Source organism: Micromonospora sp. CNZ303 (assembly GCF_004345505.1).
The window spans coordinates 300,224-314,207 of the sequence record NZ_SLVT01000003.1; the positions used below are offsets into that span (position 1 = coordinate 300,224).

Consider the following 13,984-nt stretch of genomic DNA (forward strand, 5'->3'; position numbering starts at 1 on the left):
CGCGTAACGGAACAGCATCACTTTGGCCGATCCGATCGGCCATTGGCGGCAGCTTCGGACTGGCCGGTCCGACGCTGGCGCGACAACTGCACCCGGCCGTCGGCGATGCTCCCGCGTGGGCACCGCCGACGGAAGCTACCCCACGGCCAGTCGCTCCGGTCGGGCGTCCACAGCCGCAGGGTGCGTGCCCATCGGCACGGTCGCTGCGGTCCCGACGTTCAGGGGAGGCGGCCATGGCGAGGCGGCGCAGTTCCACCAGGGTCCCGACATGAGCGGGCCGGTCGGGCCGGGCCCTGTGGCCATCGGGCGGAGCGGGGCGCCGGCATGAGCGGGTTCGACATCGTGATCCTCGCCGTGGTGCTGGTCCTGACCGTGGTCGTGCTCGGGGCGGTGCTGCTCGGCGTACGGGCGCTGCGCCGGTTCGGTGCGGCACCGGCGCCCGAGGACCCTGCCTTCATCGCCGAGAAGGACCGGCAGGAGCAGTCCCTCGCGGCCCTGCGTACCGCCGCCGACGAGGCCAACAGCACGATCGACGTGGCGAAGTCCGCCGCCGCGGCGGCCCGCACCGAGGCCGCCGCCGCGAAGGCCGAGGCGAAGGCGGCCCGGGCGGAGGCCCGCCGGGTGCTCGACGACGCCCGGGCGGAGGCCGACACCGTCCTGGAGCGGGCCCACAAGCAGGCCGAGGCCGACGCGGAGCAGTTGCGGGCCACCGCCCGGCGCAGCGGCGAGCGGGAGGTCGCGGTGCTCGCCGCCACCACCCGGGAGCAGGCCGCCGAGGTGGAGCGGCGGGCGGCCCGGATGGACGAGCGCGAGCGGCTGCACACCGAGGAGGTGGAGCGCCTCGCCGAGCGGGAACGGCAGCTCACCGCAGCCAGCGCGGCCCTGTCGGCCCGCGAGGCCGCCCTCGCCCAGCGCGAGGCCGAGCTGGCCGAGGCGGAGGAGCAGCGGCGCCGCGAGCTGGAGCGGGTCGCCGGCCTCACCGCCGACGCGGCCCGGGCGGAGCTGATCGAGGCGATCGAGGTCCAGGCCAAGCGGGAGGCCGCGCTGCTGGTACGCGACATCGAGTCCGACGCCCGCGGCACCGCCGAGCAGCGCGCCCGGCACATCGTCGTCGACGCCATCCAGCGGGTCGCCAGCGAGCAGACCGCAGAGAGCGTGGTCAGCGTCCTGCACCTGCCCGGCGACGAGATGAAGGGGCGGATCATCGGCCGGGAGGGCCGCAACATCCGCGCCTTCGAGTCCGTCACCGGCGTGAACCTGATCATCGACGACACCCCCGAGGCGGTGCTGCTCTCCTGCTTCGACCCGGTGCGCCGGGAGGTCGGGCGGCTGACCCTGGAGAAGCTGGTCCTGGACGGGCGGATCCACCCGCACCGCATCGAGGAGGTCTACGACCTCGCCCGGCACGAGGTGGAGGAGCTGTGCCAGCGGGCCGCCGAGGACGCCCTGGTCGAGGTCGGCATCACCGAGATCCACCCGGAGCTGGTCACCCTGCTCGGCCGGCTGCGCTACCGGACGTCGTACGGGCAGAACGTGCTCAAGCACCTGGTGGAGACCGCGCACATCGCCGGCATCATGGCCGCCGAGTTGCGCCTGGACGTGCCGATCATCAAGCGCTCGGCGTTCCTGCACGACATCGGCAAGGCGCTCACGCACGAGGTGGAGGGCAGCCACGCCATCATCGGCGCCGACCTCGCCCGCAAGTACGGCGAGAGCGAGGACGTCGTGCACGCCATCGAGGCGCACCACAACGAGGTGCCGCCGCAGACCATCGAGGCCGTCCTCACCCAGGCGTCCGACGCCTGCTCGGGCGGCCGGCCGGGGGCCCGGCGGGAGAGCCTGGAGGCGTACGTCAAGCGGCTGGAGCGCATCGAGGAGATCGCGGCCGGCAAGCTCGGCGTGGAGAAGGTCTTCGCCATGCAGGCCGGCCGCGAGATCCGGGTGATGGTCAAGCCGGACGACGTCGACGACATCGGCGCGGCCGTGCTGGCCCGGGACGTGGCCAAGCAGATCGAGGAGGAGCTGACCTACCCGGGTCAGATCCGGGTGACCGTGGTCCGCGAGTCCCGGGTCACCGAGATCGCCCGCTGACGGCGTCGACACGAAGGGCCGGCCCGATCATCGGGCCGGCCCTTCGTCGTACGCCAGATCTCAGATGCCCTGGCCGTTGCTCTCCGACTGCGAGGCGAGCGCCGCCGGGGGTGGGTTCTGGGCCGGGGTGCCGGCGGTCTTGCGGCCCCGGGAGAGCCGGCGCTGCACGTACTGGGCCAGCTTCGACAGCGCGTAGTTCACCACGATGAACATGACCGCGATCACGACGTAGACCTGGATCGGGTTGTCCAGTACGCCGATGATCTGCTTGCCGATGTTCAGGGTCTCCTCGTAGCTGATGATGAAGCCCAGCGAGGTGTCCTTGAGCACCACGACGAGTTGGCTGATCAGCGCCGGCAGCATGATCCGGAACGCCTGCGGCAGCAGGATCATCCGGGTGGTCTGCGCCGGGGAGAGCCCGATCGCGGCAGCCGCCTCGGCCTGCCCGCCGGGCAGGCCCTCCATGCCGGAGCGCAGGATCTCGGCGATCACCACCGAGTTGTAGATGGTCAGACCGATGACCAGGTACCACAGCGTGTCGAACGAGACGCCGAACTCGGGGAAGCCGCGGGCCACGAAGAAGATCGTGATGACCACGGGCAGGCCCCGGAACACCTCGACGCAGACCCGGGTGACCGCCGACAGCAGCGTGCTCAGCCCGCGCAGCAGGTACGCCACCGGCGTCGCGAGCCCGGTGAAGCGGCGCTGGGTCAGGCTCTTGAGCTGGATCCGCAGTACCGCGAGCAGGGTGCCGACCACCAGCGAGGAGACGATCGCGAGGGCGGCGGCGGTCAGCGTGTTCTTGAAGCCGAGGCCGATCCGGTCCCACACCAGCGAGAAGTTCTCGTTGGAGGGGTCGATCAGCGGCCCCCAGAGTTCCATCGAGAACTGGCCCTTGTCGTCCAGCGGACGGTAGACCAGGAGGTACGCGGCGGCGAGCAGCAGCACCGTCGCCACCACGCTGCCGATCAGCGTGAGCCGGCGCTGCCGGGGGCCGGGGACGTCGTAGAGGACGCTCTGCTGGCTCATCGGGCCACCGCCTGCCGCTTCTCGATCCGGTCGAGGAGCGCGCCGAGGGGGACGGTCATGATCAGATATCCGATCGAGATGCCGATGGCGACGGGGACGAAGGCGTAGCCCTCGGCCGAGGTGAGCTGGTCGGCGGTCTGCGAGAGGTCGCCGACCACGCCGAAGAAGCCGACGAGCGCCGAGTTCTTGATCATGGCGATGATCACCGACCCGAGCGGCACCACCGAGGCCTTCCAGGACTGCGGCAGCACCACGTACCGCAGGTTCTGGCCGAAGGTGAGGCCCAGCGACCGGGCGGCCTCCGCCTGGCCGGCGGGCACGGCGTTCACGCCGGAGCGCAGCGCCTCGCAGACGAACGCCGCGGTGTAGAGCACCAGCGCGATCAGCGCGAAGCGGAAGTACGGCAGATCGGTGTCGAGCCGGCTGAACACCGCGTCCAGGCCGGGGACGCGCAGGAAGTCCGCGTTGGAGCCGAGCGCCGGCAGGCCGAACGCGGCGAAGAACATCACCACGGTCAGCGGCATGTTGCGGAACACGTTCACGTAGCCGGTGCCGACCGCCCGCAGCGGTGGCACCGGGGAGATCCGCAGCACCGCCAGGACGGCGCCCAGGATCAGGGCGCCGATCGCGGCGAGTACGCAGATCTGGAGGGTGAGCCAGAAACCACCCGCGAAGACGTCGAACTTGTCGATGAGCACACTCACGGGCCGGTCTTCCTCCCCACCCTCCAGATCAACGGATCAGCTCAGTAGCGGTTGACGGTCGGCGCGCTGCCGAGCTCGGCACCGAACTTGCCGGCGGTGTCGTCCCAGGCCTTCTTCCAGCTGCCGTCGGCGAACGCCTTCTCCAGCGTGTCGTTGACGAAGTTGCGGAAGTCGGTGTCCTCCTTCTTCACCCCGAGGCCGTACGGCTCCTTGGTGAAGTTCTCGCCGGCCAGCTTGAACGACGCCTCGTCCTTGGCGATGTAGCCGAGCAGGATCACGTTGTCCGTGGTGACGGCGTCGACCTGGCCGCCCTTGAGGGCGTCGCGGCACTTGTCGTAGGTGTCGAAGAGCACCAGCTGGGTCCCAACGTCCTTGACGTACTTCTTGATCTCCTCGGCCGGCGTGGAGCCGGTGACGGAGCAGACCTTCTTGGCGCCGTCCTTGAACGAGTCCGGCCCGGTGATGGCGGCCTCGTCCTTCTTCACCATGATGTTCTGGCCGGCCTCGTAGTACGGCCCGGCGAACGCGATGCGCTCCTTGCGCTTGTCGTTGATCGTGTAGGTGGCGGCGACCAGGTCGACGGTGCCGTTCACGATCACGTCCTCGCGGACCTTCGAGGGGGCCTCGACCCACTCGATCTTGTCCTCGGGGATGCCCAGCTCCTTGACGATGATCTTCGCGACCTCGACGTCGAAGCCCTCCGGCTTGCCGGACAGGCCCTTCTGGCCGAAGCCGGGCTGGTCGAACTTCGTGCCGATCTTGATGGCCTGGGCCTTGTTGAGGCGCTCCATCGTGCTGCCGGCGGCGAAGGACTTGCTGCCGGCGCCGGTGCCCTCGTCGGCGTCGTCGCCACCGCAGGCGGTCATGCCGAGCGCCAGGGTGGCGGCCGCCGCGAGCGCCGCTACGCGCGTGATACGCATACACTTCTCCTTCTTCGACGGAACCCGCCGGGGGACGGCGCGCTCCAGGTACGGACGCCTAGTGCGTGAGGATCTTGGACAGGAAGTCCTTGGCGCGCTCGCTGCGCGGGTTGGCGAAGAACTCGGCCGGCGGCGCGTCCTCGACCAGCTGGCCGTCGGCCATGAAGATGACGCGGTTCGCCGCGTGCCGGGCGAAGCCCATCTCGTGGGTCACCACGACCATGGTCATGCCCTCGCTGGCCAGCGACGTCATCACGTCCAGCACCTCGCCGACCATCTCCGGGTCCAGCGCGCTGGTCGGCTCGTCGAAGAGCATCGCCTTGGGCTGCATGGCCAGCGCCCGGGCGATCGCCACCCGCTGCTGCTGGCCGCCGGAGAGCTGGGCCGGGAACTTGTCGGCCTGGTTGGCGATGCCGACCCGGTCCAGCAGGGCCAGGCCGCGCTCGCGCGCCGCCGCCGGCTTCTCCTTGCGGACCTTGACCGGCCCGAGGGTGACGTTCTCGAGGATCGTCTTGTGCGCGAAGAGGTTGAACGACTGGAACACCATGCCGACCTCGCTGCGCAGCTTCGCCAGCGCCTTGCCCTCGGCCGGCAGCGGCTGCCCGTCGAAGGTGATCGTGCCGGAGTTGATCGGTTCGAGGCGGTTGATGGTGCGGCACAGCGTCGACTTGCCGGAGCCCGACGGGCCGATCACCACGACCACCTCGCCGCGCCCGACCGACAGCGAGACGTCGTCCAGCACGTGCAGCGGCCCGAACCACTTGTTGACCGAGTCCAGCACGATGAGCGGTTCGCCCGTCGTCACGTCGTTCACCGTCCCTGTCGTCGCGCGGGGTCGGTTGACCCCCGGTTGGGCAACTGTAGGCGGGGGGATGTGGCGGGACGCAATCCAGTTGGTCACGGAGCGATAACACCAGTTCAGAACGGGGTCAAGAGTCCGATTTTGACCGCGATCGCGGCCCGCCGGTTGCCATCGGATGGAGCGGTTCGGCGATCATGTGGGGATGACCGAACCGGTACGGCTCACCCGGTACGCCCGGGGCGGCGGCTGCGCGTGCAAGATCCCCCCGGGGGAGCTGGAGACCATGGTCGCCGGGCTCGGCCCGGCCACCGGCACCGCCGAGCTGCTCGTCGGGCTCGATCACGGCGACGACGCCGCGGTGGTCCGGCTCGACGAGCGCACCGGCCTGGTCACCACTGCCGACTTCTTCACCCCGGTCGTCGACGACGCGTACGACTGGGGGCGCATCGCCGCGACGAACGCCCTCTCCGACGTGTACGCCATGGGCGGCACCCCCCTCGTCGCGCTCAACCTGCTCTGCTGGCCGCGCGACGTGCTGCCGCTGGAGCTGGCCCGGGAGGTGCTGCGCGGCGGGCAGGACGTGGCCCGCGACGCCGGCTGCCACCTCGCCGGCGGGCACAGCGTCGACGACGAGGGCCCCAAGTACGGGCTGGCCGTCACCGGCGTGGTCCGGCCGGAGGAGCTGATCACCCTGGACGCCGGCCGGGCGGGGCAGCCGCTGTCGCTGACCAAGCCGCTCGGCGTCGGGGTGCTCAACACCCGGCACAAGGCCACCGGCGAGAGCTTCCCCGAGGCGGTCGCCGCGATGACCACCCTCAATCGCGACGCGGCGCGGGCCGCGGTGGCGGCCGGCGTCCGCTGCGGCACCGACGTGACCGGCTTCGGTCTGCTCGGGCACGCGTCCAAGCTGGCCCGGGCGAGCCGCCTGACGGTGGCGATCGACGCGTCCCGGGTGCCCTACCTGGCCGGCGCCCGCGAGGCGGTGCGCGACGGGCACGTCAGCGGCGGCAGCCGGCGCAACCTGGACTGGGTCACCCCGTGGACGGACTTCGGCGGTGCCGGCGAGGAGGAGCGGCTGCTGCTGGCCGACGCGCAGACCTCGGGCGGGCTGCTGGTCGCCGGCGAACTGCCGGGCGCCACCGTGATCGGCGAGCTGCTGCAGCCGGGGGAACACCGCGTGGTCGTGCGCTGAGGGCGGGCCACCCGGCGTGTGGCGTCCGGATCGGGCCACCGTACCCGATAAACTGTCATCTTTCCGCTACTCGGAGCAACGGCGCTCGGGGAAATTTTGCCCGGAATGGTCACAGACCGGTAACTTGCCCCCGGCTGAGGTCATATGCACCCCACCATCGTCAGTAAGGCCCGATCCGGAGGCCGGTGGGACGAGCACAGCGAGGAGGCGGCATGACCGAGCTGTGGAACTGGAGAATCGAGCAGGTGCGGCCGGTGGAGGTCTACCCGGCACTGGCCGAGGCGCTCGGCCGGGTGGTGATGCCCCTGGCGGCGGCGGACCCCGCCCGCCTGCCGACGTACGCGGTGATCTGCGACGTCTGGCAGGCGCCGGGGGAGTTCGCCACGATCGTGGACTGCTACGGGGTGCCCGAAGGGCTCTCCGAGCACGGCAGCATCGCCACGCTGGCGCGGCTGCTGGACCGCAACTGCCTGCTGCGCGACGACACGCTGGACGCCGGGCGACACCTGCTCGTCGCGCCCGACGGCACGATCCGGCCGGTGCACTTCGACGTCCGGGAGACCGACGACGGCGAGGTGCTCGCCGACCAGCGGCTGTGCACCGACGCCGACCCCCGCTGTCGCGGCTGGTCGCAGTGCCACCGTTCGCGCTGGGCGCCGGACTCGGTGCTCCCGGCGCTCGCCGCCGCCTGACCCGCGCACCGGCCGCCGGCCCCCGTGCCGGCGCGGCGCAGACAGCCCGGGAGCCGGGCCGGCGGGGGCGGGCCCCCCGTCCCGGCCCGGCGGCGGCTCAGCTCGCCGGGCTGGCGGAGCGGCCGCCGCGTACCTCCAGCTCGGCGAGCAGGGTCGCGGTGGCCGCGGCGACGGCGGCGACCGCCGCGTCGAAGGCCGCGGCGTTGTGGGCGGCGGGCTTGCGGAAACCCGAGATCTTTCGGACGTACTGCAACGCCGCCGCGTCGACGTCGCCCGGGGTCACCTCGGCGACGTACGGCTCACGCAGGGTCTTGATGCTCCGGCACACGGCTCCTCCTCGTTAATTCCGATCGGTGGGCGGCGGATACGCTGTCCGGGTCATGACTACCGCAGCGGCGAGCAGCCCGCGCACCTATCAGGTGCGCACCTACGGCTGCCAGATGAACGTGCACGACTCCGAGCGCATCTCCGGCCTGCTGGAGCAGGCGGGCTACGTGCGCGCCGCCGAAGCCGACGACGACCCGGACGTGGTGGTGTTCAACACCTGCGCCGTCCGGGAGAACGCCGACAACCGGCTCTACGGCAACCTCGGTCACCTGCGCCCCGTCAAGGCCAGGCACCCGGGGATGCAGATCGCCGTGGGCGGCTGCCTGGCCCAGAAGGACCGGGGCGAGATCGTCCGCAAGGCGCCCTGGGTCGACGTGGTGTTCGGCACGCACAACATCGGGTCGCTGCCGGTGCTGCTGGAGCGGGCCCGGCACAACACGGCGGCCGAGGTGGAGATCCTCGAGTCCCTTGACGTCTTCCCCTCGACGCTGCCCACCCGGCGCGAGTCCACGTACGCGGGCTGGGTGTCGATCTCCGTCGGCTGCAACAACACCTGCACGTTCTGCATCGTGCCCTCTCTGCGGGGCAAGGAGAAGGACCGCCGCCCCGGCGACATCCTCTCCGAGGTCCGCGCCCTGGTCGACGAGGGCGTGCTGGAGGTGACCCTGCTCGGGCAGAACGTCAACTCCTACGGCGTGGAGTTCGGCGACCGGCTGGCCTTCGGCAAGCTGCTGCGCGCCTGCGGCGACATCGAGGGGCTGGAGCGGGTGCGGTTCACCAGCCCGCACCCGAAGGACTTCACCGACGACGTGATCGCCGCGATGGCCGAGACGCCCAACGTCTGCCACTCGCTGCACATGCCGCTCCAGTCCGGCTCCGACGACGTGCTGCGCGCGATGCGCCGCTCCTACCGGGCCGACCGTTACCTGGGCATCATCGAGAAGGTCCGGGCGGCGATGCCGGACGCGGCGATCACCACCGACATCATCGTCGGGTTCCCCGGCGAGACCGACGCCGACTTCGAGCGCACCCTCGACGTGGTCCGCGAGGCCCGGTTCTCCTCCGCGTTCACCTTCCAGTACTCCAAGCGCCCCGGCACGCCGGCCGCCACCATGGACGGCCAGCTGCCCAAGCAGGTCGTGCAGGAGCGCTACGAGCGGCTGATCGCCTGCGTGGAGGAGATCACCTGGGCGGAGAACAAGAAGCTGGTGGGGGAGACCGTCGAGGTGCTGGTCGCCGTCGGCGAGGGGCGCAAGGACGAGCGCACGGGTCGGATGTCCGGCCGCGCCCGCGACGGCCGCCTGGTCCACTTCGCCACCGGCGCGACCGGCCAGCACGGCGAGGCGGGCTCCCTCGCCGGGCGGATCCGGCCCGGCGACATCGTGCACACCACCATCACCTACGCCGCGCCGCACCACCTCAACGCCGACGGCGTGCCGCTGGCGCACCGGCGCACCCGGGCGGGTGACGCGGCCGAGGCGGGGCGCGCCCCGCGTACGCCGGGGGTGCTGCTCGGGCTGCCCACGATCGGCGCGCCGGCCGCGGCGCCCGCGCCGACGACCGGCTGCGCCGCGCACTGACCCGCGACCGGCCGGGGCCTGCGCGCGCAGGCCCCGGCCGGTGCGTTCAGCCGGTCACACCTGGATCCGACCCGCGCCCGCGCCGCCCGTGACGATGGACTTCACGCTGCTCGCGGCGTCCAGGCTGTACGAGTACGGGATGGTCCGGACGCTGCCGCCGGCCTGGCCGCTGCCGGAGTTGACGAAGTGGTTGTTCCGGGCGACCAGCGTGCCCGGCCCGGAGTCGCCCTCACCGAGGTGGTACGGGTCGTCGACGTTCTCGAAGTAGTTGCCCTCGACGAGCACCCCGGCGTTCTCCGTGGAGGCCACGCCGTAGCCGCCGTTGCTGTCGTAGTAGTTGTTGAACACGTGGACCGGGTTGCCGAAGCGGACCCGGGGGTGGCGCTGGGTGCTCTCGTCGAACCAGTTGTGGTGGTAGGTCACCCGCAGGTGGCCGGTGTCCTGGCTGCCGTTGCTGTCGCTGTGCCCGAGCAGCATCGACTTGTCGTGGTCGTAGACCCGGTTCCACGACACGGTGATGAAGTCCGAGCCCCGCTTGATGTCGACCGCGCCGTCGTTGCCGTTGGTGAAGCTGTTGTGGTCGATCCAGATGTTGGTGGCCGACTCCTGCACGTTGATCGCGTCGTCGTTCCAGTTCCGGAAGGTCAGGTTCCGGATGATGACGTTGCGGTCGCCGTTGATGTTGAAGCCGCAGCCGGAGATGGTCGCACCGGGGTTGCCGAGGATGGTCTTGTTGGACCGCACCCGCAGCATGCCGGAGCAGGAGATGGTGCCGGAGACGCGGATCACCGCCGCGCTGCTGGAGCCGACCGCGCTGGTCAGGGCGGAGGCGCTGGTGACGGTGACGGGGTTGCCACTGCCGCCGGTGGTGCCGCCGTTCTGGGTGGCCCAGCCGACCAGCCCGGTGGGGGCGGCCGAGGCGGGTGCGGTGCCGGTGGTGAGCGCTCCCGCGGCGAGCAGGGCGGCGCTGGCGGCGGCGGTGAGCAGGGTGGTGCGACGTCGGGACGTACGCATGGTGCTTCCCTTCGGTGGTCGCGGGCTCGCGGACCGTGGGCCGACCCTGCGACGCCGTGCCCGGTGGCGTCTGGTCGGTGGGGACGGCGGTCTGCGGCCCCGCGGATGCGGACTGGTTACGCGAAGTTGCGGCTCCCGTGCTGGCGCTCACGAGCAGTCAGGTAAGCGCTTTCCCGATGTAAACACAGATGTCCGTCGATGTAAAGGTCGCCCTCACCTGCACGAAGATCGGCGGCCACCCGAGGGGTGGCCGCCGATCGTCAGGGGCGGATCAGCAGGCGACGCCGTTCAGCCGCACCGTCCCTGGGGCAGCGGACGCGCCGTTGGCGGTGAAGCCGACCGTCACCGAGGCGCCCGGGGCCAGCGCCCCTGCCCAGGTCGGCGCCGCCGCCGTCACCGTGGTGCCGGACTGGGTCACCGTGGCGTTCCAGCCGCTGGCCAGGCTCACCCCGGCCGGCCAGGCCCAGGTGATCTGCCACGGGTTGACCGTCGCGGTGCCCGTGTTCGTCACCGTCAGCTCCCCCTGGAAGCCGCCCTGCCACGCGTTGACCTGCCGGTACGCGCCCGTGCAGCCCCCGGTCGGCGGAGGCGGCGACGAGGTCGGCGTCGCCGTCGGCGTGCCGGTGGGGCCGCCCCCGCCGCCCACCGGCGCGATCAGGTACGGCTGGAGGATGGCCTGCTTGGTGGTGTTGATGTTCGTCCAGTCGTCGAGCGCGATGCCCCCGGTGTCACCGGAGTTCGGGTTCCACGACCAGTAGGTGAAGGACATCCCGTCGACCCCGGTGCCGGTGTAGGCCATCAGCTTCTCCAGCCACACCCTGTCCCGGGGGTCGGCCAGGGTGCTGCCGAACTCGCCCATCATGATCGGCGCGATGTTCTGCTTGTAGAGGTAACCCCAGTACTTGTCCCAGATCCCCGGCAGGTTCGTCGGGAAGTCGGGGGACTTGAACCAGTTCTGCTCGAAGACCGAGGTGGCGTACTCGTGCGGCGAGTAGACCAGCCGGTTCGGCACGTCGAGCCGGACCGGGAAGTCCTTGGCCTTCGTCAGGTTGCCGCCCCACCAGCCGCAGTCCTCGTCGTTGCTCGGATCGTTGTCCCAGACGTTGGAGAGGCCGCCGCTGGGGCAGCTCACGCCCTCCACGAAGATCAGCCAGTTCGGCTGCACCGACAGGATCGCGTTGCCGGCCCGCTCGGCGGCCAGCCGCCAGTCCCGCGTCGGGTCGCCGCAGCCCCAGCACGCGCCGGTGGCCGCCGGGTTGGTCCCCTCGGCGTGCGGCTCGTTGTGCAGGTCCGCCCCGATCACCGTGGTGTTGCCGGCGTACCGCTGGGCGAGCATCTTCCAGTCGTTGATCCAGGTCGCCTCGGAGACCGTCGGGGTGTACCAGAGCGGGGACTGGCCGGCGGAGGTCGGCCGGTGCCGGTCGAGGATGACCCGCATCCCCTTGCCGCCGGCGTAGTTGATGACCTTGTCGAGGATCTGCAACGGGGAGAGCCCGACCAGGTCCGGGTTGACGAAGTCGTTGATGCCGCTGGCCGTCGCGCCCGGCTTCAGCGCGTCGTTCGAGTACGGCACGCGCAGCGTGTTGTAGCCGAGGCTGGCCATCTTGTCGATCTGTCCCCGCCACGGGTTGGTGGACCACAGCCCGTGGAAGGTCTTGTTGTCGGTCTCCATGCCGAACCAGTTGATGCCGGTGATGCGTACCGTCGCGCCGGTGCTGTCGACGATCCTGTTGCCGTTGGTGTGCAGGTAGCCGGTCCCGGTGCCGGCGGGGGCGGCGACGGCCGGGGCGGTGCTGACGGCGGCGGCGACGAGGACGCCGGCCGCGGCGGTGGCGAGCGCGGTGATCGCGCCGCCGAGGGCGCTGCGTCGGTGCATGCGAGCTCCACTTCGAACTGCCCGCCGCCGCCACCGGCGGCGCGGGCGGGAACCGGGCGACGGCCGTCACGCTCCCTCAGGGAGTACGCGGACAGGGCGCGACGGGACGTGCCACGTGGGATGCGGCCGCTCGCGGTACCACCGGCGTCCCCCGACGACGCGCTGTGCGCCGCCGGTGCCCTCGCGCCGGTGCCGGACCTGGCTCCGCCGCTCATTCTGATCAGCCCGCCTCGATGCGTCAACCGTCGCCTGTCCGGCCCGGGTGGCTGCGGGCGGACAAGGGGAAGCCCCCGGTCCGTGGCGGATCGGGGGCTTCCGTGGTGGCTCGGCCCGTGGTGGCTCGGGGCCTGTCGCAGTGCAGCGTTCCGGCTCAGCCGGCCTGCTCGGCGAGCTGGAGGAACTGCCGCTTGGAGGCCAGCGCCTGCTCGGCCTCCTTGACCCGCCGGGCGTCCCCGGCCGCCTGGGCCCGGGCCAGCCGCTCCTCGGCCTCGGCGACCTGCGCGCGCATCTGGGCGAGCAGGGGGTTGTCCTCCTTGGTGGTGCGCCGCCACGCGGAGTCCATCACCTCGCGGACCTTCTCGTCGATCGCGCGCAGCCGGCGCTCCAGCCCGGCCGCCGCCTCGCGGGGCACCCGGCCGGCCTCGTGCCACTGGGCCTGGATCTCCCGCAGCTTGGCCTGCGCGCCCTTCGGGTCGCCGTCGACGTCCAGCGCCTCGGCCTCGGCGAGCAGCGCCTGCTTGCGCTCCAGGTTGCCCCGCTGCTCGTTGTCGCGGGCGGAGAAGACCTCGCTGCGCCGGGTGAAGAACTCGTCCTGCGCGCCCCGGAACCGTTCCCAGAGCTTCTGCTCGGCCTCCTTGGAGGCCCGGGGAGCGGCCTTCCACTGGTTCATCAGCTCCTTGAGCTGGTTGGCGGTGGCCGCCCAGTCGGTGGAGTCCTTGAGCTTCTCGGCCTCGGCGACCAGCTCCTCCTTGACCGTCTGCGCCTGCTTGCGCTGGGCGTCGAGGGAGGCGAAGTGGGCGCCCCGGCGGCGGGTGAAGCCGTCACGCGCGGCGGCGAACCGCTTCCACAGCTCGCCGTCGGCCTTCTTGTCGACCCCGCGGATGGTCTTCCACTCGTCGAGGATCTCCTTGAGCCGGTCCCCGGCGGTCTTCCAGCCGGTCGACTCGGCGGCCAGCTTCTCCGCCTCCTCCACGAGGGCCTGCTTGCGGGCGAGCGCCTCGCCGCGGGCGGCGTCCCGCGCGGCCTTGGCCTCGCCGGCCTTCTCCTCGGCGACCGTGGCGAGCCGGTCCAGCCGGGCGGCCAGCGCGTCGATGTCGCCGACGACGTGCGCCTCGGCCAGCGACGCGCGGATCCGCCGGATGGTGGTCAGTGAATGGCCGGCGTCGGCGGCACCCGAGTTGAGCCGGGCCTCCGTCAGGTTGACCTCGGTCACCAGGTCGTCGAAGCGGCGGGCGAAGTGGGCCAGCCCCTCCTCGGGCGCTCCCGCCTGCCAGGATCCGACCACCCGCTCGCCGTCGGCGGTCTTGACGTACACGGTGCCGTCCGCGTCCACCCGTCCGAAGGCAGTCCAGTCGCTCATGTGCCCATCCTCGTTCTCCCGGCGTCGGGGAGCAGTCCCGCGATCGCCGCCACGGCGCAGCAAAGTTTCCCCCGGCATTGTCACAGGTACGACCCCGTTCCCGTCGAGCGCCTATCGCCGACCGTGACCATACGGTGTCCTAGCGCCCGCGGACAGGCTCCCTGGGAGGAGTGTCGGA

12 protein-coding genes are annotated in these 13,984 nt (G+C 71.6%); 4 read left to right on the top strand and 8 right to left on the bottom strand.

Annotated features, from left to right (window positions below; translation table 11 throughout):
* Nucleotides 1–324: 324 nt before the first annotated feature.
* Entirely contained in the window at nt 325–2,091 is a 1,767-nt protein-coding gene (gene rny / locus EV374_RS07485; RefSeq protein ID WP_132232930.1) for a ribonuclease Y, read from the top strand.
* A 60-nt stretch (nt 2,092–2,151) separates the two neighbouring features.
* Here the strand turns inward: rny and EV374_RS07490 are convergent, their stop codons facing one another.
* From EV374_RS07490 to EV374_RS07505, 4 genes are read right to left on the bottom strand one after another with little or no spacing between them, the layout of a single operon-like run.
* On the bottom strand, nt 2,152–3,120 hold the full coding sequence (locus EV374_RS07490; protein ID WP_132232932.1) for an amino acid ABC transporter permease: 969 nt from the start codon (nt 3,118–3,120) through the stop codon (nt 2,152–2,154).
* Nucleotides 3,117–3,824: an amino acid ABC transporter permease gene (locus EV374_RS07495; RefSeq protein ID WP_132232934.1), complete on the bottom strand. Its 708-nt coding sequence runs from the start codon at nt 3,822–3,824 to the stop codon at nt 3,117–3,119. The genes EV374_RS07490 and EV374_RS07495 overlap by 4 nt, the downstream gene beginning before the upstream one ends.
* A gap of 41 nt (nt 3,825–3,865) precedes the next feature.
* Complete coding sequence (locus tag EV374_RS07500) at nt 3,866–4,744, bottom strand: glutamate ABC transporter substrate-binding protein (RefSeq protein ID WP_132232936.1); 879 nt, start codon at nt 4,742–4,744, stop codon at nt 3,866–3,868.
* A 58-nt stretch (nt 4,745–4,802) separates the two neighbouring features.
* A complete protein-coding gene (locus EV374_RS07505) occupies nt 4,803–5,558 on the bottom strand; it encodes an amino acid ABC transporter ATP-binding protein (protein ID WP_089001428.1) in 756 nt (251 codons plus the stop codon).
* A gap of 184 nt (nt 5,559–5,742) precedes the next feature.
* On the opposite strand from EV374_RS07505, the gene selD reads away from it, so the two are divergent.
* Together selD and EV374_RS07515 are read left to right on the top strand one after the other, a co-directional pair.
* A complete protein-coding gene (gene selD, locus EV374_RS07510) occupies nt 5,743–6,738 on the top strand; it encodes a selenide, water dikinase SelD (protein WP_486485640.1) in 996 nt (331 codons plus the stop codon).
* 212 nt (nt 6,739–6,950) lie between these two features.
* Complete coding sequence (locus EV374_RS07515) at nt 6,951–7,430, top strand: hypothetical protein (protein ID WP_132232940.1); 480 nt, start codon at nt 6,951–6,953, stop codon at nt 7,428–7,430.
* A 97-nt stretch (nt 7,431–7,527) separates the two neighbouring features.
* On the opposite strand, the gene EV374_RS07520 is transcribed toward EV374_RS07515, so the two are convergent.
* The gene (locus tag EV374_RS07520) at nt 7,528–7,758 is read right to left on the bottom strand and encodes a DUF2277 family protein (RefSeq protein ID WP_132232942.1); all 231 of its coding nucleotides are present in this window, start codon (nt 7,756–7,758) and stop codon (nt 7,528–7,530) included.
* A 52-nt stretch (nt 7,759–7,810) separates the two neighbouring features.
* Here EV374_RS07520 and miaB point away from each other — a divergent pair, with 52 nt between their 5' ends.
* The gene (miaB, locus tag EV374_RS07525; protein ID WP_132232944.1) at nt 7,811–9,337 is read left to right on the top strand and encodes a tRNA (N6-isopentenyl adenosine(37)-C2)-methylthiotransferase MiaB; all 1,527 of its coding nucleotides are present in this window, start codon (nt 7,811–7,813) and stop codon (nt 9,335–9,337) included.
* Between the two features lie 54 nt (nt 9,338–9,391).
* On the opposite strand, the gene EV374_RS07530 is transcribed toward miaB, so the two are convergent.
* From EV374_RS07530 to EV374_RS07540, 3 genes are all read right to left on the bottom strand, one after another.
* Nucleotides 9,392–10,351: a pectate lyase family protein gene (locus EV374_RS07530; RefSeq protein ID WP_132232946.1), complete on the bottom strand. Its 960-nt coding sequence runs from the start codon at nt 10,349–10,351 to the stop codon at nt 9,392–9,394.
* A gap of 271 nt (nt 10,352–10,622) precedes the next feature.
* Entirely contained in the window at nt 10,623–12,227 is a 1,605-nt protein-coding gene (locus EV374_RS07535; RefSeq protein WP_132232948.1) for a cellulase family glycosylhydrolase, read from the bottom strand.
* Between the two features lie 370 nt (nt 12,228–12,597).
* A complete protein-coding gene (locus EV374_RS07540; RefSeq protein ID WP_132232950.1) occupies nt 12,598–13,806 on the bottom strand; it encodes a DUF349 domain-containing protein in 1,209 nt (402 codons plus the stop codon).
* Between the last annotated feature and the right edge of the window lie 178 nt (nt 13,807–13,984).

Excerpts from the sequence above, each read along its gene's own strand:
- EV374_RS07490 (WP_132232932.1), bottom strand. The coding sequence starts at position 3,120 with ATGAGCCAGCAGAGCGTCCTCTACGACGTCCCCGGCCCCCGGCAGCGC.
- EV374_RS07535 (WP_132232948.1), bottom strand. The coding sequence starts at position 12,227 with ATGCACCGACGCAGCGCCCTCGGCGGCGCGATCACCGCGCTCGCCACC.
- EV374_RS07530 (WP_132232946.1), bottom strand. The coding sequence starts at position 10,351 with ATGCGTACGTCCCGACGTCGCACCACCCTGCTCACCGCCGCCGCCAGC.
- EV374_RS07500 (WP_132232936.1), bottom strand. The coding sequence starts at position 4,744 with ATGCGTATCACGCGCGTAGCGGCGCTCGCGGCGGCCGCCACCCTGGCG.
- miaB (WP_132232944.1), top strand. The coding sequence starts at position 7,811 with ATGACTACCGCAGCGGCGAGCAGCCCGCGCACCTATCAGGTGCGCACC.
- rny (WP_132232930.1), top strand. The coding sequence starts at position 325 with ATGAGCGGGTTCGACATCGTGATCCTCGCCGTGGTGCTGGTCCTGACC.
- EV374_RS07540 (WP_132232950.1), bottom strand. The coding sequence starts at position 13,806 with ATGAGCGACTGGACTGCCTTCGGACGGGTGGACGCGGACGGCACCGTG.
- EV374_RS07515 (WP_132232940.1), top strand. The coding sequence starts at position 6,951 with ATGACCGAGCTGTGGAACTGGAGAATCGAGCAGGTGCGGCCGGTGGAG.